This is a genomic window from Mesorhizobium sp. B2-3-13 (genome assembly GCF_006442195.1).
Classification (GTDB): Bacteria; Pseudomonadota; Alphaproteobacteria; order Rhizobiales; family Rhizobiaceae; genus Mesorhizobium; species Mesorhizobium salmacidum.
In genome coordinates this window covers 1-24,191 of sequence record NZ_VFVQ01000039.1, presented here as the reverse complement: position 1 = coordinate 24,191, position 24,191 = coordinate 1, and the positions used below count along the sequence as shown (strand labels likewise).

Below are 24,191 nucleotides of genomic sequence, written 5' to 3'. Positions count from 1 at the left end.
CCAAGGCGGCCCGATCGCCTTTCAAAAAACGCCCATGCATCACGTGCGCCAAATATCGGCTCCCGTGCAAAGGCCTCCAAGTGGGGGAGATGCCCGGCAGGGCAGAGGGGGGCGCTGACTCACCGACTTGGAAAGTTCAACAGGCTTCTCAGACCACAAAGAAATCCTGCTAGAAAATATCACATACGGTACTTTTGTTCGCAATGCGAACTTTGTTGAATCCTGAGGGCCGCTGCGATGGTCAAGTTCCTGCCGCTCAAACAGGCCGTGGCCGAGAACCTCAGCAATGGCGACACGGTTGCCTTCGAAGGCTTCACCCATCTGATCCCGATGGCGGCAGCGCACGAGGCGATCCGCCAGGGGTTTCGCGACTTGACCCTGATCCGCATGACGCCCGACCTGATCTACGACCAGATGATCGGCATGGGCATGGCGAGAAAAATCGTCTTCTCCTATGTCGGCAACCCCGGCGTCGGCCTGCTGCGGCGCGCCCGCGATGCGATCGAGAACGGTTTCCCCCGGTTGATCGAGATCGAGGAACACAGCCATGCCGGGATGGCCAACGCCTATGAAGCGGGCGCGGCCGGCCTGCCCTGTGCCGTGTTTCGCGGCTATCGCGGCGCCGGGTTGGCTGACGTCAATCCCAACATCAGGTCGGTCACCTGTCCGTTCACCGGCGAGGTGCTGGCGGCGGTGCCTTCGATCCGGCCCGACGTCACCTTCATCCATGCGCAGAAGGCCGACAGGAAAGGCAATGTGCTGGTCGAGGGCATCATCGGCATCCAGAAGGAAGCCGTGCTGGCGGCGAGGCGCGCCGTGGTCACGGTGGAGGAAGTCGTCGACAATTTCGACGACCTGCACCCCAATTTGACCGTGCTGCCGCACTGGACGATCGCGGCGATCTCGGCCGTGCCCGGCGGCGCGCATCCGTCCTACGCACATGGTTACTATGTCAGGGACAACGCCGCCTATCTCGAATGGGATGAGATCGCCGCTGACCGCGAGAAATTCCAGGCCTGGATGCAGGCGAACGTCATCGAAAGAACCACCGATGATTTCGCGGCCCGCGTCGAACATCTGAGGAAAGCGGCATGAGCCAGCTCGCCTTTACCCCCAACGAGATGATGACGATCGCCGCCAGCCGTGCGTTGAAGAACGACGATGTCTGTTTCGTCGGCATCGGCGCGCCGTCGGCCGCCTGCAACGTCGCGCGGCTGACGCATGCGCCTGACATAACGCTGATCTACGAGAGCGGCACGATCGGCACCGCGCCCGACGTGCTGCCGCTGTCGATCGGCGATGGCGAATTGTGCGAGACCGCCGTCACCACCGTCGCCGTGCCGGAGATGTTCCGCTACTGGTTGCAGGGCGGCCGCATTTCCATAGGTTTCCTCGGTGCCGCTCAGCTCGACAAGTTCGGCAACATCAACACCACCGTCATCGGCGACTATTTCCATCCCAAGACGCGTCTGCCCGGTGGCGGCGGCGCACCGGAGATCGCGACATCGTCGAAGGAGATCTACATAACCATGGCGCAGACCAAGCGCGGCATGGTCGAAAAAATCGACTTCTTCACTTCCTTTGGCCATGGCGAAGGCGGCGACCACCGCCAGCGGCTGGGCATCGACACATCGGGCCCGACATTGCTGATCACCGATCTCGCCATCTGGAAGCCGGATCCGGTGACCAAGGAATTCACCGTTGTTTCGCTGCATCCCGGGGTCACCCGCAAGCAAGTGCAGGAGAGCTGTGGCTGGGTGGTTAAGTTCGCCGAGGCGCTTGACGAAACACCGGCGCCAAGCGAACTCGAACTCAAGACATTGCGCGACCTGCAGGCCCGCACCAAGGCGGCGCATGAAGGAACCGGAAAAGGGAAGGCTGCCTGACATGGCCGAGGCCTATATCTGCGACTACATCCGCACGCCGATCGGTCGCTTCGGCGGTTCGCTATCTTGGGTGCGTGCCGACGATCTTGGCGCCATCCCGCTGAAGGCTTTGCTTGAGCGCAATCCCGGCATCGATTGGCAGGCGGTCGACGACGTCGTCTATGGCTGCGCCAACCAGGCCGGTGAGGACAACCGCAACGTGGCGCGCATGGCGCTGCTTTTGGCAGGACTGCCCCAGGAAGTCCCCGGCTCGACCGTCAACCGGCTGTGCGGCTCGGGCATGGACGCGCTGACCATCGCCGCGCGTGCCATCAAGGCCGGCGAGGCGGAGCTGATGATCGCAGGCGGCGTGGAATCGATGAGCCGTGCGCCCTTCGTCATGCCCAAGGCCGACGCTGCCTTCTCGCGCAATGCCGAGATTTACGACACCACTATCGGCTGGCGCTTCGTCAACCCGCTGATGAAGAAGCAGTATGGCGTCGATTCCATGCCGGAAACCGGCGAGAATGTAGCGGAAGACTTCGCTGTTTCCCGTGCGGACCAGGACGCCTTTGCCGTGCGCAGCCAGGACAAGGCGGTCGCGGCCCAAGCCAATGGCCGGCTGGCGAAGGAGATCACCCCGGTGGCGATTCCACAGCGCAAGGGCGATCCGGTCGTGGTCTCGAAGGATGAACACCCCCGCGCCGGCACCACGGTCGAGACATTGTCCAAATTGCCGACGCCGTTCCGGCAAGGCGGCACGGTGACGGCGGGCAATGCGTCGGGCGTCAATGACGGCGCGGCGGCACTGATCGTTGCCTCGGAAGCGGCTGTCAGGAAATACGAGCTGACGCCGATCGCCCGTATCCTTGGTGGGGCCGCCGCCGGGGTCGCGCCGCGTATCATGGGCGTCGGCCCGGCGCCGGCGACGCAGAAGCTGTGCGCGCGGCTTGGCCTGACGCCAAAACAGTTCGATGTCATAGAACTCAACGAAGCCTTCGCCTCACAAGGCATCGCTGTGCTGCGCCAGCTCGGCATTGCCGAGGATGCGCCGCACGTCAACCCAAATGGCGGCGCCATCGCACTTGGCCATCCCCTGGGCATGTCGGGCGCCCGCATCTCAGGGACGGCCGCACTTGAGCTGCGCGAACGCGGTGGCCGCTACGCGCTGGCCACCATGTGCATCGGGGTCGGCCAGGGCATTGCCGTCGCGCTCGAACGGGCCTGATCGTCGGTTCTCGGCTCGACAAGACCATGGTCAGATTCGGCGCTTCGCCAAATTTGACCATGTGGACAAAAGTGCTGACCCGTTCCATAGTTCCCCGTCTGATTTTTGGAACAGCCGGCTCGACACGGCTGTCGAACAGAGGGGCACTTCAATGGAAAACCGGAAGAACAAATCCCATTCGACGCGCGAAGGACTGTCGCGGCGCAACGTGCTGGAGCTGGGCGCTCTTGGCCTGGCGGCGGCGATGCTGCCTGGTGCGGCCTTCGCGGCGGACAAAAAACTGAAGGTGGCGGCGATCTTCGCCACTCCGATCGAGGAGCCTTGGGACAACCAGATCCACGTCGCCTTGCAGAAGGCCGAGAAGGAACTCGGTATCGAATACAAATGGTCCGAGAAGGTGCAGACGGCCGACTTCAGCCGCGTCATGCGCGAATATGCGCAAGGCGGCTACCAGCTGGTGCTGGGCGATGCCTTCGCCGCCGAGCGTGAATCGCGCCGCACCGCCAAGCAGTTTCCAAAGACCGCCTGGCTGTTCGGCTCGGGCGCCGGGCCGGCCGAACCCAATTTCGGCGTGTTTGACAACTGGATCCATGAGCCGGCTTATCTCTCGGGCATGATCGCCGGCAAGATGTCGAAGTCGGGCACGGTCGGCGCGGTGGCGGCGATGGGCATCCCGGAAGTGAACCGGCTGGTCAACGCCTTCTTTGCCGGGGCCAAGGAGGTCAATCCCAACGTCAAGAAGAAAGTCGCCTTCATCGGCTCCTTCTTCGATCCGCCGAAGGCCAAGGAGGCCGCGGTGGCGCAGATCGATGCCGGCGTCGATGTCATCTATGCAGAACGCTTCGGCGTCATCGAGGCGGCGGTGGAGAAGAAGATCTTCGCCATCTCCAACATGTCCGACCAGTCGAGCCTCGGTCCCGATACGGTCATCACCGGCCCGGTCTGGGACATGTACCCGACGGTCGAGCAGGCGATCAAACTGGTCAAGGCCGGCGTCTACACGGCGCAGGATTACGGCGATTTCTCGCGCATGGCCAAGGGCGGCTCGTATCTGGCACCCTTCCACAAGTTCGACAAGACCTTGCCCGCCGAGATCAAGGATCTGGTCGAGAAGAAGAAGGCCGAGATCCTGGAAGGCAATTTCCGGGTGGACGTGGACGAGAACACGCCGGTTTCGGATTGAGGGTTGGTTCGAGGGGCGGTGCGTGGCGCCCCTCGTCCGGCATGCCAGAGGGGGGTGCAGCGCATCCCTGTCAATCAAAGCTGCCATGGTAAGCCAATTCCTCTCAGGAGCGCCCTTGTCCGCCCCCCTCATCGAAATGCGCGGCATCACCAAGACCTTCGGCGCCCTCAAGGCGAACGAGGCCGTGGATCTCAGCGTGGCGCCGGGCGAAATCCTCGGTCTGCTCGGCGAGAACGGCGCCGGCAAGACGACATTGATGAACGTGCTGTTCGGCGCTTACGCGCCGGATGCCGGCGAGATCCTGATCCAGGGCCGGCCGGTACGGATCACGAGCTCGGCCGATGCGCTGGCCGCCGGCATCGGCATGGTGCACCAGCATTTCCATCTGGCGCCACGGCTGACGGTGCTGGAAAACCTGCTCATCGGTATTCCGGGCAAGTCGGGGCGGATCGATCGCGCCGGCGGGCTGGCCCGGCTTGCTGAAATCAGCAGCCAGCACGGGCTGACGCTTGATCCCGACCTGCCGGTCTCCGCGCTGTCGGTCGGCGAGCAGCAGCGGCTGGAAATCGTCAAGGCGCTGTTTCGCGGCGCCAGGCTCTTGATTCTCGACGAACCGACTGCAGTGCTGGCGCCGAGCGAGGTCGAGGGTTTGTTTTCGGCGTTACGGTCTATGGCGGCGCAAGGGCTCGGCATCATCTTCATCTCGCACAAGCTCAATGAGGTGCGGGCGCTCACCCATCGCTGCACCGTACTGCGGTATGGCCGCGTCGCCGGCCGTGTCGACGATCCTGCCAACACGACGTCGGCGGCGATGGCGCAATTGATGTGCGGCCATGAGATCGTGCCGCCGGCGAGGGGGCCGTCGCTGCCCGGCGCCGGTGTGCTGACGCTCGACGGCATTTCAACCTGGCGGCATTCCGGCACGGCGCTGCGCGATGTGTCGCTTGCGGTTCGTGCCGGCGAAATCCTCGGCATTGCCGGCGTCTCCGGCAATGGCCAGCGGGCACTGGCGGAGGTCATCTCGGGCGTGCGCGCGCCCGATGCCGGCCGGATGACCATCGCCGGCGAGACCGTATCGCGGTTCTCGCCGCGCGAGGTGCAGGCGCTGGGCCTTGGCCGCATCCCGGAAGATCGCATGACGACGGGGCTGGTCACCAATCTGCCGCTCGCCGATTCCATGGTGCTGCCGCGCATCGGCACATCGGCCTTCTCCGCCAGGGGGCTGCTCAAGCCGGATGCGATCCGCGCTTTCGCCGAAGAACAGATCAAGGCCTATGATATCAGATGTCCCGGGCCGATGACGCGCGCCGGCGCGCTGTCCGGCGGCAATCTGCAGAAGGCACTGCTGGCGCGCGAGCTTGCCTTCGACCCAAAGGTGTTGATCGTGTCGCAGCCGACGCGTGGCCTCGACATTGGCGCCGCCCGTTTCATCCACGAAAAATTCCTCGACATGCGCGCCAAGGGTTGCGGCATCATCGTCATCGGCGAGGATCTGGAAGAACTGCTGGTGCTCTGCGACCGCATCGCGGTGATGTATGAAGGCCGCATCGCCGGCACGCTGGACAACGCCGACGCGACCGTCGCGCGGCTCGGCCTGCTGATGACCGGCGCGGAGGGGCACGGCTGATGTTCCGCCTCGAAGTCCGCACCTCGACACCTGCCTGGTTCAATTTGGCCTTGCCGCTGCTGGCGATTGCCGCCACGCTTGTCCTATGCAGCGGCCTGATCGCGCTGGCCGGCGCGGGCGTGCTCGAATCCTACGGGGTTATGTTCACCGCTTCGCTCGGCGACAGTTATGCCATCACCGAAACGCTGGTGCGCGCCGCACCGATGATCTTCACCGGGCTGGCGGTGGCTGTCGCCTTCCGTGCCAAATTCTGGAACATCGGCGCCGAGGGGCAATTGCTTGCCGGTGCGGTGGCGAGCTGTTTTGTTGGCGCCATCCCCATGCCGGGGCCGCTCGCCATGCTGCTGATGGTGCTGGCGGGTGCGGCTGCGGGTGCCGCGGTCGCGCTGGTGCCGGCGACGCTGCGCGTAAAATTCAAGGTCGATGATGTGGTGAGCTCCTTGTTGCTCAACTCGGTCATCTACTACGCCTTGATGGCGCTGATCGAAGGGCCGTGGAAGGACAGCTTCAGCGGCTACCCTATCTCGCCGCCGATCGAGGATTCGGCGAACTTTCCGGTGTTGATCGAAGGCACGCGGCTGCATCTCGGTGTCGTCGCGGCGCTGGTCGCGGCCCCATTGATCTGGTTCCTGATCGTGCGCACGACGCTCGGCTTCCGGATCAGGGTTACCGGCGAAAACCCGGAAGCGGCCAGATATGGCGGCATCCATGTCGAGCGAGTGCTGATCTCGACGGCGCTGCTGTCGGGCGCGCTGGCTGGTCTTGCCGGCGTCGGCGAGGTCGGCGGCGTGCACTTCCAGGTGATGAGCGACATCTCGCCGGGCTACGGCTATTCCGGCATCGTCGTCGCCATGCTGGCTCGGCTCAACCCGCTCGGCGTCGTGCCTGCGGCGATTTTTCTGGCCGCCGTGATGACCGGTGCCGAGGCGATGTCGCGGGCGACCGGCGTGCCGGCCTTCCTCAGCGACGTCATCCAGGGCACGGCGCTGCTCGCCATGCTGGTGGCGCTGCTGTTCACCGCCTATCGCATCCGCCGCGTCGGAGCCTTCGGATGAGCGCGGTGTTCGAACAGATTTTTCAGGTCGGCTTTCTCGCCGCCATCATCCGCATCGCCACGCCGCTGGCCTTTGCCACGCTCGGCGAAATGTTCTCCGAACGGGCCGGCGTGCTCAATCTCGGCATCGAAGGCATCATGCTGCTCTGCGCGATGACCGGCTTCACCGCCACCAGCCTCAGTGGGAGCCTGTGGCTCGGCGTGCTGGTGGCGGTGCTGACCGGCATGCTGATGGGCGCGCTGCATGCGCTGTTCACGGTGGCGCTCGGCCTCAGCCAGCATGTCTGCGGCATCGGCGTCACGCTGTTCTCGTCGGGCCTTGCCTATTTCCTCTACCGGCTGATCTTCGGCCAGCAATCGGTGCCGCCGAGCATCAAGGGTTTTCAGACGCTGCCGATCCCGGTCCTCTCAGATATTCCAGTGCTGGGACCTGCGGTGTTCAACCAGTTCGCGCTGGTCTATATGGCGATCATTGCCATCCCGCTCGCCGCCTTCGTGCTCTACCGCACACCCTGGGGCCTGTCGGTGCGCATGGTCGGTGAAAACCCGCGTGCCGCCGATTCGGCCGGCGTCAGCGTCATTGCCACGCGTTTCCAGGCCGTCATTCTCGGCGGCGCCCTGATGGGGCTCGCCGGCGCCTTCCTGTCGATGGCGCAATTCAATGCCTTCACCTTTGGTGTCGTCTCCGGGCGCGGCTGGGTGGCGATCGCGCTGGTCGTGTTCGGCCGCTGGGACCCGTGGCGCTCGGCAGGGGCCGCGCTGCTGTTCGCCTTCGTCGATGCCTTGCAACTCCGCATGCAGGCGAGCGGTTTGGGGCATATCCCCTACGAGGCGTTCCTGATGCTGCCGTTCATCTTTACCATCATCGCGATGGTGGTCATGTCGCGCAACGCGGTGGCACCCTCGGCACTGCTGAAGCCGTTTCGGCGGGAAGAGCGGTAAGCGAACAGGACTTGGCATCCTTTCCTCTCCCCCGATCGACGGGTAGAGGAAGGCGCCAAGCTGTCCCTGGGTCGAAGACCCAAAGCCCGAATGCGTCACATCGCGGTAAAGCCGTTATCCACGAACAGATGCGTGCCGTTGACGAAACTGGACTCGTCGCTCGCCAGGTAAAGCGCTGCCTTCGCCACTTCCTCCGGCTCGCCGATGCGGCCCTGCTGCGCGGCAAGTGCGGCGTCCGAGACATCGACGCCGAGCCTGCCAAGATCGGCGACCTCGCGCAGGCCGTGCGGCGTTCTGATGAAGCCGGGACAGACCGCGTTGCAACGGATGTTGTGGTCACGGAACTCCACCGCGATGGCGCGCGCGAACATGTGGCAGGCGCCCTTGGTGGTGTCGTAGAGCACTTCATTCGGCGTCGCCGCCACCGCCGAGATCGACGAGGTGCAGACGATCGATCCACCGCCGGCGGCGATCATGCCGGGCAGCACGGCGCGTGTCATCAGGAACATCGAGCGCACATTGACGGCGTGCAGCCAATCCCATTCCTGCAGCGTCGTCTCCAGGAACGGCTTTATCACGATGGTGCCGGCATGATTGAACAGCACGGTGACGGGCCCGAGTTTTTCGGTCGCCCCTGTAACCGCAGCTTCGACCTGGGCCTCATCAGAGACGTCGGCCACCCAGTGTTCGGCTATGTGTCCCCGCGCGCGTATCGCGGCCGCGGTTGCAGCAGCTGCTTCACCGTTGCGGTCGATGATCGCGACCTTGGCGCCTTCGGCGGCAAACAGTTCCGAAGCCGCGCCGCCCATTCCCGTCGCGCCGCCCGAAATGATGGCGACCTTGCCGCCCAGTCTTTCGCCCATTTTTCTGCTCCCAACGTCCCTTTGGATGATTTCATGTTGCAACTGGCAGCGATGCTATCCCTCCTGCATCGAGTGGCCAATGCAGGAAACAGGCGCGTGAAGCGATGCCGCCATACCGTATCACTTCATCGCCTGGATATGTCTCCACAGCAATTTCGTACCAATTTTCGGCGATCAATCAGAAAATAATTTTGCCCATGACACAAAAATAGCAATCGACAAAGTCTACAAGTTTTATAGACTAACCGGCGAGACGGAGGTCGATATGTCCTATATCCAGAACGCCCAGACCGACAGCAACGGCCAGAAGCTGGCCAATGCCCAGGGCTTTCGCCCGGCCTATGCCGGCGCTTTCGCCTATCTCGTCTTTGCCCTTGCGTTCGTGTTCACCGGGGCAGTCGTGCTGGGCCTTATTCCCTAAGGGATCGACAGGGGCTGTTGCCCCACAGCTTTCAGGCAATCGGAGTTGAATGAACCGGATCCCGGAGCGCTTTCGCGCACCTGAGGGCCGCATTTCACAGCATCAGTGATTCCAGAGATGGAGGAGATGACAATGCCGATCGAATTCACCCATATTCCCGGCAAGACCGCCGACGCGGCGGTTCCTTTTTTCTATGACTTCGCCGAGACCGCGACGAAGCTCGGGCTGATCGAGGACGGCGGTTTCCAGAAGATCGTCGTCGACGATTCGGCCGGGCTGCTGACCAACATGGATCTTGCGTCCCAGGTGCTCAACCGCACCGCTTCGCTGGAAGTGGTGCTCACTCATTGGGCCGGGGTGATCGACCCGACGGTGGCTGCCCGCCAGCTGGCGTCCATCGACAGGGAGAGCGGCGGACGGCTGGCGCTCAGGATGATCAGCGAGCCGCTGAACGATGACGATGCCGAGACACGGCCGGTCGGCCATGGCGTCGTCTGGCAGCGCATCGACGAATATCTGGTCCTGTTGAAGCGGCTGTGGTCGAACGACCGGCCCTTCGATCACGAAGGCGCGTTTTACAGCATCAAGGGCGGTTACGTGCCGCGCAAGGGTCCGCATGGCGCCGACCTCGTGATCCGCATGGGCGGGCAATCCGGAACGGTGCTGAGGGTGGCCGGCCGGCATGCCGATCTCTTCGAGCTGGCGCCAGGCTCGATCGACGATATCAGGCAATTGATGGAGCGGGCGCGTGGCGCCGCAGCCGAATATGGCCGTGCCGGCAAACTGCGCTTCGCGCTTCCGGTCAGGATCCACCAAGGTGTTTCCGCCGCCGGCCACAAGGCGGTCGACCTCTCCGGGCCACCGGCCCAGGTCGCGCTGTCGTTGCTTGCCTATGCGGCTCTCGGCATCGATGAGTTCATGGTCGTCGGCGTCGACACGCCACACGAGATCGCGACAGTTGGCCGGGAAACACTGGCGCTGCTGCGCAACTCCCTGGCGCGCCGGGAGGCCGATGCGCCACAGCTAGGCAGGTTCATCTCCCGGGAGCGAGGCCCGCAAGCAGCAAATCGAGGCCCTTCCTGAAGGTGCCGACCCAATCGTCGTCGAACAGCAGGCGAGAGCGTTGGATCGTGGGATAACGTTCGCCCGGATGTGCGTGGTGCTGCTGCGTGGCGGCCTTGTCGCTGTCCGCGAGGTCGAAACTCGTCCGGGTTATGGTGGCGCCCATCACATAGTTCCATAGCGACCAGATCGCCACGTTCAAATCCTTGTCCGCCACGCCGGCTCGGGACAAAGTCCTGCCGAGCAATTCCAGGCGGCTGAGAATGTTCGGTCCAAGCGCCCGGCTCGACAACAGCGGTACCGACCAGGGATGGCGCAGCATGCCGGCCCGCCAGTCTTCGAGCATATGGACAATTTCCACTCGCCAGTCCTCAGCGGCATTTATTTGCGGCAATCCGCGATATTCGAGCACGGAATCGAGCGCCAGATCGAAGACGCCGTCCTTGTTGTCGACGTGCCAATATAGGCTCAACACGCCCGAGCCGAGGCGATCAGCCAGTCGACGCATCGTCAATCCGTCGATCCCCCGTGCTTCCAGCAGTTCCACCGCAGTGGCGACAATGCGTTCCAAGGAGAGAGGGCGTTCCAGCGAGAGGTGCGGTTCACCGCGCGGCTCCGGCGCGGGCTGGAATTCCGTCCGTCGGGGCCGTTTGCTCCGGGCGCCGCACACGGCGACACTGGATGCCTGTCATCGCATAGCCCGGGGCGGATATCGCAGACCACCGGCGCCGTAGCGTTTCAGGGATTTTGCGGCGCATTCCCAAATTGTTGAGCATTGCTGTCATCTTTAATGTTGACTAATAAGTTCATGTTTCATAGTCAGCCGGGCACCTTGCCTGGCGCAGCCGGGATTGGAATGCGGCGGCCGCGCTGGAGAAATGCCATGACCGGGGCCGCTGTAAGGACAAGGAAGAAGCTCGTGTTGAGACATGGTTTGTTGGTGGCATTTGTCGCATCGGTGATCCTGGCGGCGACCGGCGCGATGGCCCAGGAGCAACCGGCCGGCGCTGCTCCAGCAGCTGAGGCACCTGCCGCATCGACCGAAGCGGCACAAGCTGCTCCAGCCGCACCGGCACCTGCCGCGCCGGCGGCTGCCGCACCCGTGACGCCGGCGCTCCCGCTGCCGGCGGCATCTGCGGGGGCGATGGAGCTGAACCTGCCGCACGACCTGTCGCCATGGGGCATGTTCATGGCCGCCGACATCATCGTGAAGGCGGTGATGATCGGACTGGCCATCGCGTCGCTCGTAACCTGGACGATATGGCTGGCCAAATCGCTGGAGATTTTCGGCGGCAAGCTGCGCATCCGCCGCGCGGTTCGCGCGATCGGCGATGCCGCGACATTGAAGCAGGCGAGCCGCGCGCTCGACCGCGGTGGCGGCCCCGGCGCGCTCCTGGTGCGGGCGGCGGCGGAAGAGACCGCGCTTTCGGCCGGTGCGCTCGACCATGTCGGGGGAGACGGCCTGAAAGAACGGGTCAGTTCGCGCCTGTTGCGCATCGAGGCGGCGGCGTCGCGGCGCATGTCGCGCGGCACCGGCCTGCTGGCGACGATCGGTTCCACCGCGCCTTTCGTCGGCCTGTTCGGCACCGTCTGGGGCATCATGAACGCCTTCATCGGCATTTCGCAGGCGCAGACCACCAATCTCGCCGTGGTCGCGCCAGGCATCGCCGAGGCGCTGCTGGCCACGGCGATGGGTCTGGTCGCGGCGATTCCGGCGGTGGTGATCTACAACGTCTTCGCCCGCTCCATAGCCGGCTACCGGCAAATCCTGGCCGATGCCTCGGCGGGCGTCGAACGGCTGGTCAGCCGGGACCTCGATTTCCGCTACGTCGCACCCGCGACGGCGGTGGCGGCCGAGTAGCGGCGCAAGACCATGGGCAGCCGGATCCGCCAGACCATGGATGACGACCTCGAGGAGAGCCACGAGATCAATGTCACGCCGTTCATCGATGTTATCCTGGTGCTCCTGATCATCTTCATGGTCGCGGCATCGCTGGCGACGGTGGATGTCAATGTCGACCTGCCCGGGTCGACCGCGACACCGGCGCCGCGGCCGGAGACCCCGCTTTTCCTCACATTGAAGGATGATCTCACGCTCTCGATCGGCAATGACACCGTGCCGCGCCCGGCTTTTGCCGCCACACTCGACAGCCGCACCAAGGGCGCCAAGCAGACGCGCATCTTCCTGCGCGCCGACAAGGCGGTCGCCTATGGCGACCTGATGGAGGCGATGAACCTGCTGCGTGCAGCCGGCTATCTGAAGGTCGCCCTGGTCGGCCTGGAGGCCGCTCCCGCCAGTGATGCCGCCGCACCGGTGCCAGGCGCGACGGCTGCCCCATGACATGCTCCGCCGCCTCGGCCACGATGGTCCTGTCGCGCTTCGGCTGGCGCGATCTTGGCCTGTGGGCATGTGCGGCCGTGCTGATGCTTGGGGCGCACGTCGCGGTCGCCTATGCCGTGCAGAATTTCAGTCCAGCCGACCTGCCGGATGGCGGACCGCCGCCAGCCCTGATGATCGAAATGGCGCCGATGATGGTGACGCCGGCGTTACCTGAACAGGCCGCGATGCTCGGTGCGGCCATTCCCGACCAGACCGAGCCGGTTGAAGAGACCAAAAAGATCACCAAAGCCGAACCCGACAAGGTGACCGAGCAAGCGGAGCCTACTGCCGAGCCGGAGACGGTGCCGCCGGACGAGTCAACGGAGATGACGAAAGTCGAACCAGTCGACCAGCCGCCGCTGGAGGAGGTCGTCCCCGATATCGTCGAGACCGTCGCGCCGGAGATTGTCGTTCCGCTGCCGCAGGCAAAGCCGACGGAGCGGCGCAAGGAAAAGGAACCGGCCGAAGCCAAGGTCAAAAGGTCTGTCGACATGCCCAAGCCAAAGCCGAAGAAGCAAAAGGCGGAACCGCCGAAGACGGCAAGTGCCGCAAACGCCGAGATCAAGCCCGCCGCCAAGGCAGCGACGCCGAAATCGGCGGCCGGGATTTCGGGTGTCAGCCCAGTCAAATGGGAATCGCGGCTGACGGCGTGGATCAACCGCCACAAGCGCTACCCGAGTGCCGCGAAATCCCGACGCGCGCAGGGCAATGCCAATGTGGCCTTCACCGTGGATGCCTCAGGCCGGGTGATATCGGCGCACGTGGTCCGTTCGTCCGGCGATGCCGAACTCGACCGTGCCGCGCTTGCGGTGCTGCAGGGCGCCACCGTGCCGGCGCCGCCGTCGGAACTAGGCTCGCGCGTCAGCCGTACGGCGCCATTTGTGTTCAGTTTGCGGGACTAGCAGCCGCCAGGAATTGAACGGTGTCTATCGCCGGCTCATCGATTGGCAGAGCGCCTCGACCTGTTCCAGGTAGAACGGCATTTGGTGCGCAGGATTCCAAAGGTTGGGATCGCCGACGCCATTGATGTCGATGGTCTGCATCATGAAGTCGAAATGGACGTGAAAGGCATCCGCCGCGCCCCAGAGGCTGTCGGCCTGCCAGGTATCGGCCATTGCCATGGAAATCAGCTGCCGGGCCTCGAAGCGGGCAGCATCCGGCGAGGCCGTCCGGCTGGCGATCAGGGCCTTCAGCCGAGATGCTTTCGCCGGCGTCGGCGCTCCTGATGGTCGCGATCATGTTCATTTGCTGGTCCCCTCAAATCTGTGCTCATGAATGTCCGTGTCGCGGGCTGCCGGCGATCAGGCCGAGGTCCGCGGCGATCTTTTCCAGCAGCGGCAGCAAGTTTTGCAGCACCGCGCTACGCTGTCCTTGGTTGAGCGTGGTTGCCTTTCGCGTGTGCCTTGGGGTGCATAGGGTTGCCGCTGAGCTGCGCATGTCTGGCCGGCCGTGCGCCGCGCAAGACGTCGAAGGCCTCGGCATAGGCCATGCCGAGCAGATAGGAGATCATGGGAAAACGGCTTGCTTCGGCCATCTGCACCAGCTCATTGGTCATCGTCGCGATATATTGGAGACTATCGAGCTCTGACTGACGTAAGGAATGATTTGACACGTGCTGCTCCTGTCATCGGATGGAACTCTGGGAAGGGGTATTGGCTACATTGGACATGTTAAGTCGGCTAATTGATCGACCAAGCCGCCGTAGTGCATGCCCTGTGAGAAGAAGGCGGTCTGCGTGCCAGCGGCAACCGTCAGCTTCGGGGCATTGTTGACTTTCTTGGCCATTTTCGTCCCTTTCCCGACCCCCCCAATGGGATCTGTTGAAGGATCCCCAAAAGGGATCCACGAGAAGAAAGGTATGGTCCGAGGAGTTAATCCTTTGTTAAAATTGTAGTAAATCAAATATGATCTAAAATGTCTTTCTTGACAGGAAAGTCTAAAAAATCGATTTTACTCAAATATGGAGTAGGCAATCGCTGGCATACGCTTTTTCGGGATATTCTTACTCTTATTTAGCGTAAGCAAGTGGCTAGCCCAGTCCATCCCGGGCGAGGCTGACGACGAGCTGATCGATACCGGGATCATCGAGCCTGATGACGTGCGCCATGCGGATCGCACGCCTGGGCGGGATATTGGACATGTCCTGCCGCATGATGACCGACACGAATGCCGGTCCGGTTTCGGTCAGAAGCATGGCCTTGCCTGTCAGTACCGGTTCGGAGATAGGCGCCCATTGCACCGAGATCAGCGACGGCTCGCCTGTCTGGCGGCGGTTGACGCCGCTGAAATAGATCCAGTTGAGACGCGAGATCGCCACGCCATAGTGGTTGCCGCGCGCCCGCGCCCATGTCGAGCCGCGGCGCTCCGACCATCCGGTAACCCTGCGGAATGTGACCAATTCGGCCTCGCGACGCACGAAGGTCACCGAGCGCATCAGGAGGTCGGCGCGGTTCGGAATCGAAAAATAGGTGAAATAGGTGCCGCTCGCGATCGACGGAGCGGGCGGGCGGATCATCTGGGTGAACAGGCTTTCGGAAATCGGCGGCAGGCCGGGAGCCGAGAGCTCAGGCGTGCCGGGGTCTCGGTACAGTTCGGGTTCATCGACGCGGAAGTAGTCGCAGATCAGCTTGGCGGTGGTCTTGTTGGGAACGGTCTGCCCCTGCAGGTAACGCTCGAACTGCGTGCGGTTGATGCCCAGCTCGCGGCACACCGCGCTGACGGAAGCATGGTCCTTGCAGAGCCGCCTGAGATTTGCAGCGAGATTCTCGCGAATGGACACTTTTTTGCTTCCGCGGGCGGCTTCTTCATTTCGAGTCGGAATCCGTATAGCGCCTTCGGTCGCCCCTGCCGAAACGCCTTGTCACAACACACAGAAAAAACTGATTTGAGAACGCCAGTCTAATGGGGCGGCTTCCAAAAAAAATAGCGTCTACCGGACAGAGGCCATCGCCATAAGTCCAATTGACAACCATTTCGCCTTGGGAACGCGAAATCGCATCTGGCCATTTTTGGGGGCATTGACGCCGTGGTATCGCATGATGCTTGGGCGTTACCGCTCGGGAAAGGCGGACAATCGATTATTCCGCTGGTGGAGCTGAGGAGGATCGAACTCCTGACCTCGTCATTGCGAACGACGCGCTCTCCCAGCTGAGCTACAGCCCCGTCCAGCGGATGGCGCATTTATCGGGGGACGCGGTTTCCTGTCAAGGCGGCGTATCACCGAAAACCCGACCGCAGGTCGCATGGCGGAACCTGCCCTTGCCGGTTTGGCGTGTAATGGCTACATGTCGGCAACAATTGGAGACCGGCATGCTCGCCCTCATTCAAACCATCGTCATGGCGCTCGACCTCTATTGGTGGGTCATCATCGCCTCGGCGATCTTTTCCTGGCTCTATGCATTCAACGTCGTCAACTCGCGCAACCAGTTCGTCGGCAGCATCGGCAACATGCTCTACCGGCTGACCGAGCCGGCGCTGCGGCCGATCCGGCGCTTCATGCCCGACCTTGGTGGCATCGACATCTCGCCGATCATCCTGCTGCTGATCCTGTTCTTCCTCAGGCAGTTCATTCTCACCACGGTGGCGCCGCTGCTGCTGGCCTGAAGATCGCATGAGCGCGCCGTACCGCATTAGCGAGAACGGCATCGAGCTGTTTGTCCGGTTGACGCCAAAGTCTTCGGTGGACAGGCTCGAAAGTGTCGAGACATCGGCGGACGGACGAAGTCACGTGAAGGCGCGGGTCCGCGCCGTGCCGGAAAACGGCGCCGCCAATCAAGCGCTGGAGAAGCTGGTCGCCAAGGCGCTGGGCGTGCCGGCTTCGGCCGTTTCGGTCGTTGCAGGCGGCACGGCCCGGCTCAAGACACTGCGCATTGTTGGCGAACCGGCTGCGCTGGCAAGACGTGTCGAAGCGCTCTGCGATCAATCCTCTGCCTGAAGTTCAATCAATCGCCCAGCGGCAAACGCGGATCGTCGACCTTCAGCGTGTTCACGCTCTGCTTGATGCGACGCAGGTTCTCCAGCACCTTCGGGCCGCGCGTCTCGGCGACCGATGTCACGATCATGTCGACGATCGCCAGCAGCGCGTAGCGCGACGATGTCGGCTTGTAGATGTTGCCGTCCTCGAGCGGCTGCAGGTGGATGACCGTGTCGGCGGCCTTGGCCAGTGCGGAGTCGGGCGCGGTGACGGCCACCGTGGCGGCGCCATATTGCTGGGCGACCTGCACCGCCTCGATGACCGAGCGGGCATAGCCGGAGACCGAGAAGGCGACCACGGTGGTGTCCGGCGTGGCGACGGCGGCGTACATGCGCTGCAGTTGCCCGTCGATCTGCGCCAGAACCGGCAGGCCGAGCCTGAACAGCCGGTTCTGCATTTCGGTCGCCATCATCGAGGAAATGCCACCCGAACCGATGCACAGCACATTGCCTGACGCAGCAAGGCGCGCGGCGACATCGACCAGCGTCGTCATGTCGAGATTCTCGCTGGCGCGCTGGATGGCTGTGACAGCCGCTTCGGTGATGGCCGACGCAATGCGCTGCTCGCGGGCGTCGCGGCTCAGCGGCTCCGGCGACAGATACTGGCCGCCGATGGCAATGGCCTGCGCCAGATGGAACTTGAAGTCGCGCAGGCCCTCGCAGCCGAGATTGCGGCAAAAACGGGTCACCGTCGGCTCACTGACGCCGACGCGCGCGGCAATCTCGGAGATCGCGGCCTTCGAGGCGAAGTCGAGGTCGGACAGGACAAGACTTGCCAATCGGCGATCCGATTTGGTGCCGTCCTGCGACATCAGCTGCAGCCGGGTGATGATGTCGGCAGGCGTCTTCATATCCGAGTTTCCGTCGTCATCTCAGAGGCAGGCCCGTCGCCGTGTCGAACAGATGGATGTTGCCGGGATCGACGGAGACCGGCAGCAGGTCGCCTGGCCGGACCGGCAGCCGGTCGCGGAACACGGCGCGTACCGTATCAGTGCCGATGGCACCGTAGACATGGGTTTCGGAACCAGTCGGCTCGACGACGTCAACCTTGAGCGTCATGGTGCCGGTGGCTTCACCGACGATGAAATGCTCGGGCCGGATGCCCGCCTCCACCGCACTGCCTGCCGGCACCGGCTTGCCGGCGAGCGCAAGCCGCCCGCCGCCGACCGACTCGAACCAGGTTTTCTCGGGCGTCGTCTTGAGAGCCCCGGACACAAAACTCATCGACGGCGAGCCGAGGAAGCCGGCGACGAACTTGTTGGCCGGCCGGTCATAGAGCTCCAGCGGTGCCCCGACCTGCTGGATCCTGCCGCGGTCCATCACCACGATGCGGTCGGCCATAGTCATGGCCTCGATCTGGTCGTGGGTGACGTAGACGATGGTCGATTTCAGCCGTTGGTGCAGCGCCTTGATCTCGGTGCGCATCTGCACGCGCAACTGTGCGTCGAGATTGCTGAGCGGCTCGTCGAACAGGAACACCGAGGGTTCGCGCACGATGGCGCGCCCCATGGCGACGCGCTGGCGTTGACCGCCTGAGAGCTGGCGGGGATACCGGTCGAGATAGGAGAACAGGTTGAGGACGCCGGACGCCTTCTTGACCTTCTGGTCGATGGCCGTGCGGTTCTCGCCCCGGATTTTCGGGCCGAAGCCGATATTGTCCGAGGCCTTCAGGTGCGGAAACAGCGCATAGGACTGGAACACCATGGCGATGTTGCGCTGCTGCGGCGGCAGGTCGTTGGCGCGCGTGCCGCCGATCAGGAGATCGCCGGAACTGATGGTCTCCAATCCTGCTAGCATGCGCAGCAAGGTCGATTTGCCGCAGCCGGACGGGCCGACCAGCACCACGAACTCGCCGCTCTTGATGTCGAGGCTGATGTCCTCGAGGATCTTGTGCTGGCCAAAGGATTTCGACAGGTTGCGAAACTCGACGTCGGTCATGGTCACGCTCCCAATATGTCGTCGATGAACGGCAGGCAGCCGGCGGTCAATCCCGCATCCACGGGCATCACCACGCCTGTTACGCCCGAGGCCCGGTCGGAAGCAAGGAAAGCTACCGCTTCGGCGACTTCCGAGGCGTTGACGATGCGGCCGAGCGGATAGAGCCGCTGCAGCTTGCCCAAGATCTTAGGGTCCTTGGCAAGGCGATGGTCCCAGGCGGCGGTGCGGATCGATCCGGGGCAAACCACATTGGCGCGCACGCCGCGGCGGCCGAGCTCGACGGCGATCGATTTGGAATATGCGTTGATGCCGGCCTTTGCGGCGGCATAGGCGGGGTTGCCGAAATGCGCGATGGCGTTGACGGAGGAAATGAAGACGACGCTGCCCGAACCGCGCGCGGCCATCGCCTTGGCAATGGGATCGGCGAACATCATCACGCCGGTCAGGTTGAGGTCGAGTTCGTGCTCGATCCTGTCCGCCGTCAGCGCATCAAGCGTCTCGGCGCGGGTCCAGCCGGCATTGTTGATCAGGATGTCGGGGACGCCGTCCTTTTCAAGCACGGCGGCGATCGTGGCTTCGATCGAGGCCCGGTCGAGAAGGTCGAAGACATGGCGCGAGGCAAGGTGCGGGCTCGCCAGCGCCTCTTGCGACTGGTCGCAGCCGACCACCCGCGCGCCCCTGTCGGCCAGCAATGCGACGATCGCCGAGCCAAGGCCACCACCGGCGCCGGTGACTATGACGGTCCTGCCTTCGAATTCGGCTCTCGAAACCACGGCGCTTGCTCCTCCCGCAGGTCGGGCAGATGCCGGGAGGCTAAAGAACGCGATGTAATTAAGCAACATATTAATCCGCTTGCATGCGGCGAATTCATCGATAATGTAGGAAAGTCACATAAATCTTGTGTCAGCACCGGCACAAGGAGCGCGAATGCGCGAACAAATGGGAGAGATCGGATGAACCTTGCAAAATGGACGGCTGGCCTGATGGCCGGAATGGGCATGCTGGCCTTCGCGGCGCAGGCAGAGGCCGGCGAAGTGCGGGTTACCGTCGCTGAATACAGCGCCAAGACCGGCCCCTACTTCGAGCAGGTCAAGAAGGAGTTCGAGGCGAAGAACCCCGGCATCACGGTCAAGTTCGAGGTGGTGCCGTGGGATGTGCTCTTGCAGAAGCTGACCACCGACATAACCGCCGGCACCAATGCGGATCTCTCCATCATAGGCACGCGCTGGCTGATCGATTTCGTCCAGCAGGATGTCGCAGAGCCGCTCGACAGCTATATCACGCCCGAATTCAAGGGCCGCTTCATCGACACCTTCCTGTCGCCCTCGATCATGGGCGGCAAGACCTACGGCCTGCCGATCGCCGCTTCGGCGCGCGCCATGTATTACAACAAGGAGCTGTTCGAGAAGGCCGGCATCGCCAAGCCGCCGGCAACCTGGACCGAACTGCAGGAGGATGCGCGCAAGATCAAGGCGCAGGGTGCCTTCGGTTTCGGCCTGCAGGGCAAGGAGATCGAGACCGACGTCTATTACTATTACGCGATGTGGTCGCAGGGCACCGAGATCCTCAACAAGGACGGCACGTCGGGCCTCGGCACGCCGGGCGCGCTCGAAGCCGCCAAGCTCTACAAGTCGATGATCGACGAGGGGCTGACCGAGCCCGGCGTCACCTCCAACAACCGCGAGGACGTGCAGAACCTGTTCAAGCAGGGCAAGGTCGGCATGATGATCACGGCGCCCTTCCTGTCCAACCAGATCAAGGAGGAGGCGCCGAGCCTCAAATACGGCGTGGCCGCCATTCCGGCCGGTCCGACCGGCGCGCGCGGCACCTATGGCGTCACCGACTCCATGATCATGTTCAAGAACTCCAAGAACAAGGACGAGGCTTGGAAGCTGATGGACTTCCTGTTCACCACGGAGCAGCGCGCCAAGTTCACGCAAGGCGAAGGCTTCCTCCCGGTGAACAAGGAAGAGGCCAAGATGGATTATTACGTCAACAACGCCGATCTCGCCGCCTTCACCGCCCTGCTTCCGGATGCCCGTTTCGCGCCAGTCATCCCGGGCTGGGAAGAAGTTGCCCAGATCACCTCGGATGCCATGCAGAAGATCTATCTCGGCGGCGATCCCGAGGCAGGCTTGAAGGACGCCGCGGCCAAGGCCAATGCGGTGCTGAAGAAATAGGGCGTATCTCCCTGCGCCCGTGGCGCGCCCCCGACTCAGGCGGGGCGCGCCACATTTTTGACTTCCTGCCGGGTGCAGCGGATCCGAAATTCGCATAAGCAGAAACTCAGATCCAGCGCACCGGGACTCAACCCAAGCCGATGCAAAATCGCTTCCTGCCCTATCTCCTGACCTTGCCCAGCCTGTTCCTGGCGGCGGTGGTCATCTTCTGGCCGGTCTGGGACCTGATCCAGATCGCGACACATGACGTCAATCGCTTCGGTCAGTTGCGCGAGTTCAGCGGCCTTGCCAATTTCGCCGCGCTGACCGCCGATCCCGATTTTGTCGCCGCACTCTGGCGCACCGGGCTGTGGACCGTGCTGGTGGTCGGCGGCGCGCTGCTGCTCTCGATCCCGGTGGCGATGATCCTCAACACCGATTTCTATGGCCGGGGCCTTGCCCGTGTCATCATCATGCTGCCCTGGGCGGTGTCGCTGACCATGACGGCGGTGGTCTGGCGCTGGGCACTGAGCGGCGAAAGCGGCATGCTGAATTCGGCGCTGATCGGGCTTGGCCTGATCGACCACAACATCCAGTGGCTGGCACAGGCCGGAACCGCCTTTCCGATGCAGGTTCTGATCGGCATCTTGGTGACGGTGCCGTTCACCACCACGATCTTCCTCGGCGGCCTGTCGTCGATCCCGGACGATCTCTACGAGGCGGCCGCACTGGAAGGTGCAACGCCGCTGCAGCAGTTCCGCGAGATCACTTTTCCGCTGCTGAAGCCGTTCATCAACATCGCCATCGTGCTCAACACCATCTACGTCTTCAACTCGTTCCCGATCATCTGGGTGATGACGCAGGGCGGGCCGGCCAACTCGACCGACATCCTGGTCACCCATCTCTACAAGCTCGCGTTCCGCATCGGCAAACTCGGCGAGGCTTCGGCGGTGTCGCTGGTGATGTTCGCCATATTGCTGATCTTCACCATGATCTATGTGCGCCTCGCGATGCGGGAGCAGCGCGCATGACTGGCAAGCTGAAGCGCACCGTCATCGCCTGGCTGTTGCTGGCGCCCTTGATCGTGGTGACGATCTTTCCCTTCGCGGTGATGTTCCTGACGGCGGTCAAGCCACGGACCGAGGTGCTGACACCCACATGGTGGCCGAGCGAGTTCCGCTGGTCGAATTTTTCCGACATGTGGGTGGCGACCGGCTTCGGCCAGGCGCTGGCCAATTCACTCTATGTCTCGGTGATCGCCACCCTCGGCGCCATCTTGATCTCGGTGCCGGCGGCTTACGCGATGTCGCGCTTTCGCTTTGCCGGTTACGGCGCCTTCCGTCAGTTCCTGCTGATCTCGCAGATGATCTCGCCGATCGTGCTGGTGCTCGGCCTGTTCCGGCTGATGGCCGCCTGGGGGCTGGTCGAATCGACCACCGCGCTCGGCTTCATCTACATGGCCTTCAACGTCGCCTTCACGGTCTGGATGCTGCAGAGCTATTTCGACACCATTCCGCGTGACCTCGAGGAGGCGGCCTGGATGGAAGGCGCCGGCCGCTGGCTGACGCTGCGCAAAGTGTTTCTGCCGCTCTGTCTGCCGGCGATCGCGGTGACGGCGATCTTCACCTTCATCAACGCCTGGAACGAATTCGTCGTGGCGCTGACCATGCTGCGCAGCCAGGAGAGCTACACGCTGCCGATCCAGGTGTTCTCGTTGGTCGCCGGCCGCTACACGATCGAATGGCATCACGTCATGGCCGCGACGCTGCTGGCCACTTTGCCGGTAGCGATCCTGTTCATCTGGCTGCAGCGTTATCTCGTTCGGGGGCTGGCGCTCGGGGCGGTCAAGTAGCGATCCCAGCAAGTCCAGGAAAAGTGCGCGGCGGTTTTCCGTCCGGAATTGCGAAAAGTCTACGGAGCTTTCATGCGCGTCTTCACCGCCTCGCTGGCGACGGAAACAAACACCTTCTCGCCGGTGCCGACCGACCGGGCCTCGTTCGAGATGGCGTTCTATGCCGGGCCGGGCAAGCATCCGGAAACGCCGACCCTGTGTTCCTCGCCGATCGTGGCGCTGCGCCGTTGCGCGGCCGCGGAAGGGCTGACCGTGATCGAGGGCACCGCGACCTGGGCCGAGCCCGGCGGTCTCGTGCAGCGGCAGACTTATGAAGCGCTGCGCGACGAGATACTCGGCCAGCTCAAGGCGGCACTTCCGGTCGATGCCGTCATTTTGGGCCTGCATGGCGCCATGGTGGCGCAGGGTTATGATGATTGCGAGGGCGATCTGCTGGAGCGCGTGCGCGGCATTGTCGAGCCCGGCGTGGTGATCGCCTGCGAGTTCGATCCGCACAGCCATCTGACCCCGAAGCGCGTGGCGGCGTCCGACATCATGGCCTACTTCCTCGAATTCCCGCACACCGATTTCTACGAGCGCGGCGAGCACGTCGTCGAACTTGGACTTGCCGCGGCGCGCGGCGAGATCAAACCCGTCATCTCGACCTTCGACTGCCGCATGATCCAGGTGCTGCCGACCAGCCGCGAACCGATGCGCTCCTTCGTCGACCGCATCAAGGCGCTGCACGGCAAGGACGGCGTGCTGTCGGTCTCGGTCATCCATGGCTTCATGGCCGCGGACGTGCCCGAAATGGGCACGCGCATCCTTGTCGTCACCAACGATGACAAGGCCAAAGGCGATGCGCTGGCGGAGCGGCTGGGACGCGAGCTCTATGCCATGCGCGAAACGACGGCGATGACGATGCTGAGTGCGGCCGACGGCATCGATCGGGCGCTGGCCGTTGGTGCCGAAAATCCCGGCAAGCCCGTGCTCATCGCCGACATCTGGGACAATCCCGGTGGCGGCGTTCCCGGCGACGGCACCATCGTGCTTCGCGAACTGCTGGCGCGGGGCATCACAAGCGTCGGCGTGGCGACGATCTGGGATCCGGTCGCGGTGACTTTCTGCCAGGCGGCGGGCGAGGGCGCGGTCATCGACCTGCGCTTCGGCGGCAAGGCCGGGCCGCAGGCGGGCGAGCCGATCGATGCGCGCGTGACGGTGTTAAAGGCCGTTGGCGAAGGCTGGCAGAGTTTCGGTCCGAGCCGCGTGACATTGGGACCGTCAGCGGTGGTGCGCATCGAAGGCACCGAGGTCGATGTGATCCTGAACACCAATCGCACGCAGACCTTCGAGCCCGATGTCTTTTCCAACATCGGCGTCGATCCGCTGACGAAGGACCTACTGCTGATCAAATCAACGAATCATTTCTACGCCGGCTTCGAGCCGATCGCCGCCGAGATCATCTATGTCGCGGCGCCGAGTTCGTATCCCAGCAATCCGGCGGCGACGAATTACACGAAGCTGAGCCGGCCAGTGTGGCCAAGGGTGGCTGATCCTTGGGCGGTGTAGGGTTCTTCCTCCTCCCACAAGGGGGCCCGTTGCGCAATATTGCGGGAGGCTTGTTGTGAGGATTGAGGGCGGCCATTTTCGTTGCTTTGGAGGCTTT

General features: G+C 63.4%; 27 protein-coding genes and 1 tRNA gene. 18 read left to right on the top strand and 10 right to left on the bottom strand.

Going from position 1 to position 24,191, the window contains the following annotated elements:
- The first annotated feature begins 237 nt into the window (after positions 1–237).
- The 7 genes from FJ941_RS28250 to FJ941_RS28220 all read left to right on the top strand — a co-directional run bounded on the left by FJ941_RS28250 (position 238) and on the right by FJ941_RS28220 (position 7,899).
- Positions 238–1,095 (top strand): CoA transferase subunit A, encoded by an 858-nt coding sequence (locus FJ941_RS28250; protein WP_140510810.1) that lies wholly within the window; start codon positions 238–240, stop codon positions 1,093–1,095.
- Complete coding sequence (locus tag FJ941_RS28245) at positions 1,092–1,886, top strand: CoA-transferase subunit beta (protein ID WP_140510808.1); 795 nt, start codon at positions 1,092–1,094, stop codon at positions 1,884–1,886. Before FJ941_RS28250 ends, FJ941_RS28245 begins: the two co-directional genes overlap by 4 nt.
- 1 nt (position 1,887) lies before the next feature.
- Complete coding sequence (gene pcaF / locus FJ941_RS28240; RefSeq protein ID WP_140510806.1) at positions 1,888–3,093, top strand: 3-oxoadipyl-CoA thiolase; 1,206 nt, start codon at positions 1,888–1,890, stop codon at positions 3,091–3,093.
- Between the two features lie 151 nt (positions 3,094–3,244).
- Positions 3,245–4,276, top strand: a complete 1,032-nt coding sequence (locus tag FJ941_RS28235) for a BMP family protein (protein ID WP_140510804.1) — start codon at positions 3,245–3,247, stop codon at positions 4,274–4,276.
- A 115-nt stretch (positions 4,277–4,391) separates the two neighbouring features.
- Positions 4,392–5,903 carry an ABC transporter ATP-binding protein gene (locus FJ941_RS28230; RefSeq protein WP_140510802.1) on the top strand — a complete coding sequence of 504 codons (1,512 nt, stop codon included), beginning with the start codon at positions 4,392–4,394 and terminating at the stop codon, positions 5,901–5,903.
- Positions 5,903–6,958, top strand: a complete 1,056-nt coding sequence (locus FJ941_RS28225; RefSeq protein ID WP_140510800.1) for an ABC transporter permease — start codon at positions 5,903–5,905, stop codon at positions 6,956–6,958. The genes FJ941_RS28230 and FJ941_RS28225 overlap by 1 nt, the downstream gene beginning before the upstream one ends.
- On the top strand, positions 6,955–7,899 hold the full coding sequence (locus tag FJ941_RS28220; RefSeq protein WP_140510798.1) for an ABC transporter permease: 945 nt from the start codon (positions 6,955–6,957) through the stop codon (positions 7,897–7,899). Before FJ941_RS28225 ends, FJ941_RS28220 begins: the two co-directional genes overlap by 4 nt.
- A gap of 95 nt (positions 7,900–7,994) precedes the next feature.
- Here the strand turns inward: FJ941_RS28220 and FJ941_RS28215 are convergent, their stop codons facing one another.
- Complete coding sequence (locus FJ941_RS28215) at positions 7,995–8,762, bottom strand: SDR family oxidoreductase (protein ID WP_140510796.1); 768 nt, start codon at positions 8,760–8,762, stop codon at positions 7,995–7,997.
- Between the two features lie 265 nt (positions 8,763–9,027).
- Between FJ941_RS28215 and FJ941_RS28210 the strand changes: the two genes are divergently transcribed.
- On the top strand, positions 9,028–9,183 hold the full coding sequence (locus FJ941_RS28210; RefSeq protein ID WP_140510795.1) for a hypothetical protein: 156 nt from the start codon (positions 9,028–9,030) through the stop codon (positions 9,181–9,183).
- Between the two features lie 132 nt (positions 9,184–9,315).
- Positions 9,316–10,266, top strand: coding sequence for an LLM class flavin-dependent oxidoreductase (locus FJ941_RS28205; protein ID WP_140510793.1), 951 nt, complete (start codon positions 9,316–9,318; stop codon positions 10,264–10,266).
- Here the strand turns inward: FJ941_RS28205 and FJ941_RS28200 are convergent.
- Positions 10,217–10,915: a TetR/AcrR family transcriptional regulator C-terminal domain-containing protein gene (locus tag FJ941_RS28200; protein ID WP_140510791.1), complete on the bottom strand. Its 699-nt coding sequence runs from the start codon at positions 10,913–10,915 to the stop codon at positions 10,217–10,219. The genes FJ941_RS28205 and FJ941_RS28200 overlap by 50 nt on opposite strands.
- Before the next feature lie 249 nt (positions 10,916–11,164).
- Here FJ941_RS28200 and exbB point away from each other — a divergent pair, with 249 nt between their 5' ends.
- The 3 genes from exbB to FJ941_RS28185 are packed head-to-tail and all read left to right on the top strand — an operon-like array spanning position 11,165 to position 13,527.
- The gene (gene exbB, locus FJ941_RS28195; RefSeq protein WP_140510812.1) at positions 11,165–12,106 is read left to right on the top strand and encodes a tonB-system energizer ExbB; all 942 of its coding nucleotides are present in this window, start codon (positions 11,165–11,167) and stop codon (positions 12,104–12,106) included.
- A gap of 12 nt (positions 12,107–12,118) precedes the next feature.
- A complete protein-coding gene (gene exbD, locus FJ941_RS28190) occupies positions 12,119–12,586 on the top strand; it encodes a TonB system transport protein ExbD (RefSeq protein WP_140510789.1) in 468 nt (155 codons plus the stop codon).
- Positions 12,583–13,527 (top strand): energy transducer TonB, encoded by a 945-nt coding sequence (locus FJ941_RS28185; RefSeq protein ID WP_140510787.1) that lies wholly within the window; start codon positions 12,583–12,585, stop codon positions 13,525–13,527. The genes exbD and FJ941_RS28185 overlap by 4 nt, the downstream gene beginning before the upstream one ends.
- A 24-nt stretch (positions 13,528–13,551) precedes the next feature.
- On the opposite strand, the gene FJ941_RS29585 is transcribed toward FJ941_RS28185, so the two are convergent.
- The 5 genes from FJ941_RS29585 to FJ941_RS28165 form a co-directional block, all read right to left on the bottom strand.
- Positions 13,552–13,746, bottom strand: a complete 195-nt coding sequence (locus FJ941_RS29585; protein WP_246672897.1) for a hypothetical protein — start codon at positions 13,744–13,746, stop codon at positions 13,552–13,554.
- A 239-nt stretch (positions 13,747–13,985) separates the two neighbouring features.
- On the bottom strand, positions 13,986–14,237 hold the full coding sequence (locus FJ941_RS28175) for a hypothetical protein (RefSeq protein WP_140510785.1): 252 nt from the start codon (positions 14,235–14,237) through the stop codon (positions 13,986–13,988).
- A 44-nt stretch (positions 14,238–14,281) separates the two neighbouring features.
- Positions 14,282–14,410 (bottom strand): hypothetical protein, encoded by a 129-nt coding sequence (locus FJ941_RS29715; RefSeq protein ID WP_281405580.1) that lies wholly within the window; start codon positions 14,408–14,410, stop codon positions 14,282–14,284.
- Positions 14,411–14,654: 244 nt separating this feature from the next.
- The gene (locus tag FJ941_RS28170; protein ID WP_140510783.1) at positions 14,655–15,404 is read right to left on the bottom strand and encodes a helix-turn-helix transcriptional regulator; all 750 of its coding nucleotides are present in this window, start codon (positions 15,402–15,404) and stop codon (positions 14,655–14,657) included.
- 307 nt (positions 15,405–15,711) lie between these two features.
- Positions 15,712–15,787 (bottom strand) — tRNA-Ala (locus FJ941_RS28165).
- A gap of 147 nt (positions 15,788–15,934) precedes the next feature.
- Between FJ941_RS28165 and FJ941_RS28160 the strand changes: the two genes are divergently transcribed.
- Both FJ941_RS28160 and FJ941_RS28155 read left to right on the top strand, forming a co-directional pair.
- Positions 15,935–16,228, top strand: coding sequence for a YggT family protein (locus tag FJ941_RS28160; protein WP_015315112.1), 294 nt, complete (start codon positions 15,935–15,937; stop codon positions 16,226–16,228).
- Positions 16,229–16,235: 7 nt separating this feature from the next.
- The gene (locus tag FJ941_RS28155; RefSeq protein ID WP_140510782.1) at positions 16,236–16,559 is read left to right on the top strand and encodes a DUF167 domain-containing protein; all 324 of its coding nucleotides are present in this window, start codon (positions 16,236–16,238) and stop codon (positions 16,557–16,559) included.
- Positions 16,560–16,566: 7 nt separating this feature from the next.
- On the opposite strand, the gene FJ941_RS28150 is transcribed toward FJ941_RS28155, so the two are convergent.
- The 3 genes from FJ941_RS28150 to FJ941_RS28140 are packed head-to-tail and all read right to left on the bottom strand — an operon-like array spanning position 16,567 to position 19,308.
- Positions 16,567–17,448 carry a MurR/RpiR family transcriptional regulator gene (locus FJ941_RS28150; RefSeq protein ID WP_027144548.1) on the bottom strand — a complete coding sequence of 294 codons (882 nt, stop codon included), beginning with the start codon at positions 17,446–17,448 and terminating at the stop codon, positions 16,567–16,569.
- 16 nt (positions 17,449–17,464) lie between these two features.
- Positions 17,465–18,535, bottom strand: a complete 1,071-nt coding sequence (locus FJ941_RS28145; protein ID WP_027144547.1) for an ABC transporter ATP-binding protein — start codon at positions 18,533–18,535, stop codon at positions 17,465–17,467.
- A gap of 2 nt (positions 18,536–18,537) precedes the next feature.
- The gene (locus tag FJ941_RS28140) at positions 18,538–19,308 is read right to left on the bottom strand and encodes an SDR family oxidoreductase (RefSeq protein ID WP_140510781.1); all 771 of its coding nucleotides are present in this window, start codon (positions 19,306–19,308) and stop codon (positions 18,538–18,540) included.
- A 180-nt stretch (positions 19,309–19,488) separates the two neighbouring features.
- Between FJ941_RS28140 and FJ941_RS28135 the strand changes: the two genes are divergently transcribed.
- From FJ941_RS28135 to FJ941_RS28120, 4 genes are all read left to right on the top strand, one after another.
- On the top strand, positions 19,489–20,715 hold the full coding sequence (locus tag FJ941_RS28135; protein ID WP_027144545.1) for a sugar ABC transporter substrate-binding protein: 1,227 nt from the start codon (positions 19,489–19,491) through the stop codon (positions 20,713–20,715).
- A 140-nt stretch (positions 20,716–20,855) separates the two neighbouring features.
- On the top strand, positions 20,856–21,725 hold the full coding sequence (locus FJ941_RS28130; protein WP_140510780.1) for a sugar ABC transporter permease: 870 nt from the start codon (positions 20,856–20,858) through the stop codon (positions 21,723–21,725).
- Entirely contained in the window at positions 21,722–22,546 is an 825-nt protein-coding gene (locus FJ941_RS28125; RefSeq protein WP_027144543.1) for a carbohydrate ABC transporter permease, read from the top strand. The genes FJ941_RS28130 and FJ941_RS28125 overlap by 4 nt, the downstream gene beginning before the upstream one ends.
- A gap of 72 nt (positions 22,547–22,618) precedes the next feature.
- A complete protein-coding gene (locus tag FJ941_RS28120; RefSeq protein WP_140510778.1) occupies positions 22,619–24,094 on the top strand; it encodes a M81 family metallopeptidase in 1,476 nt (491 codons plus the stop codon).
- Positions 24,095–24,191 lie beyond the last annotated feature (97 nt).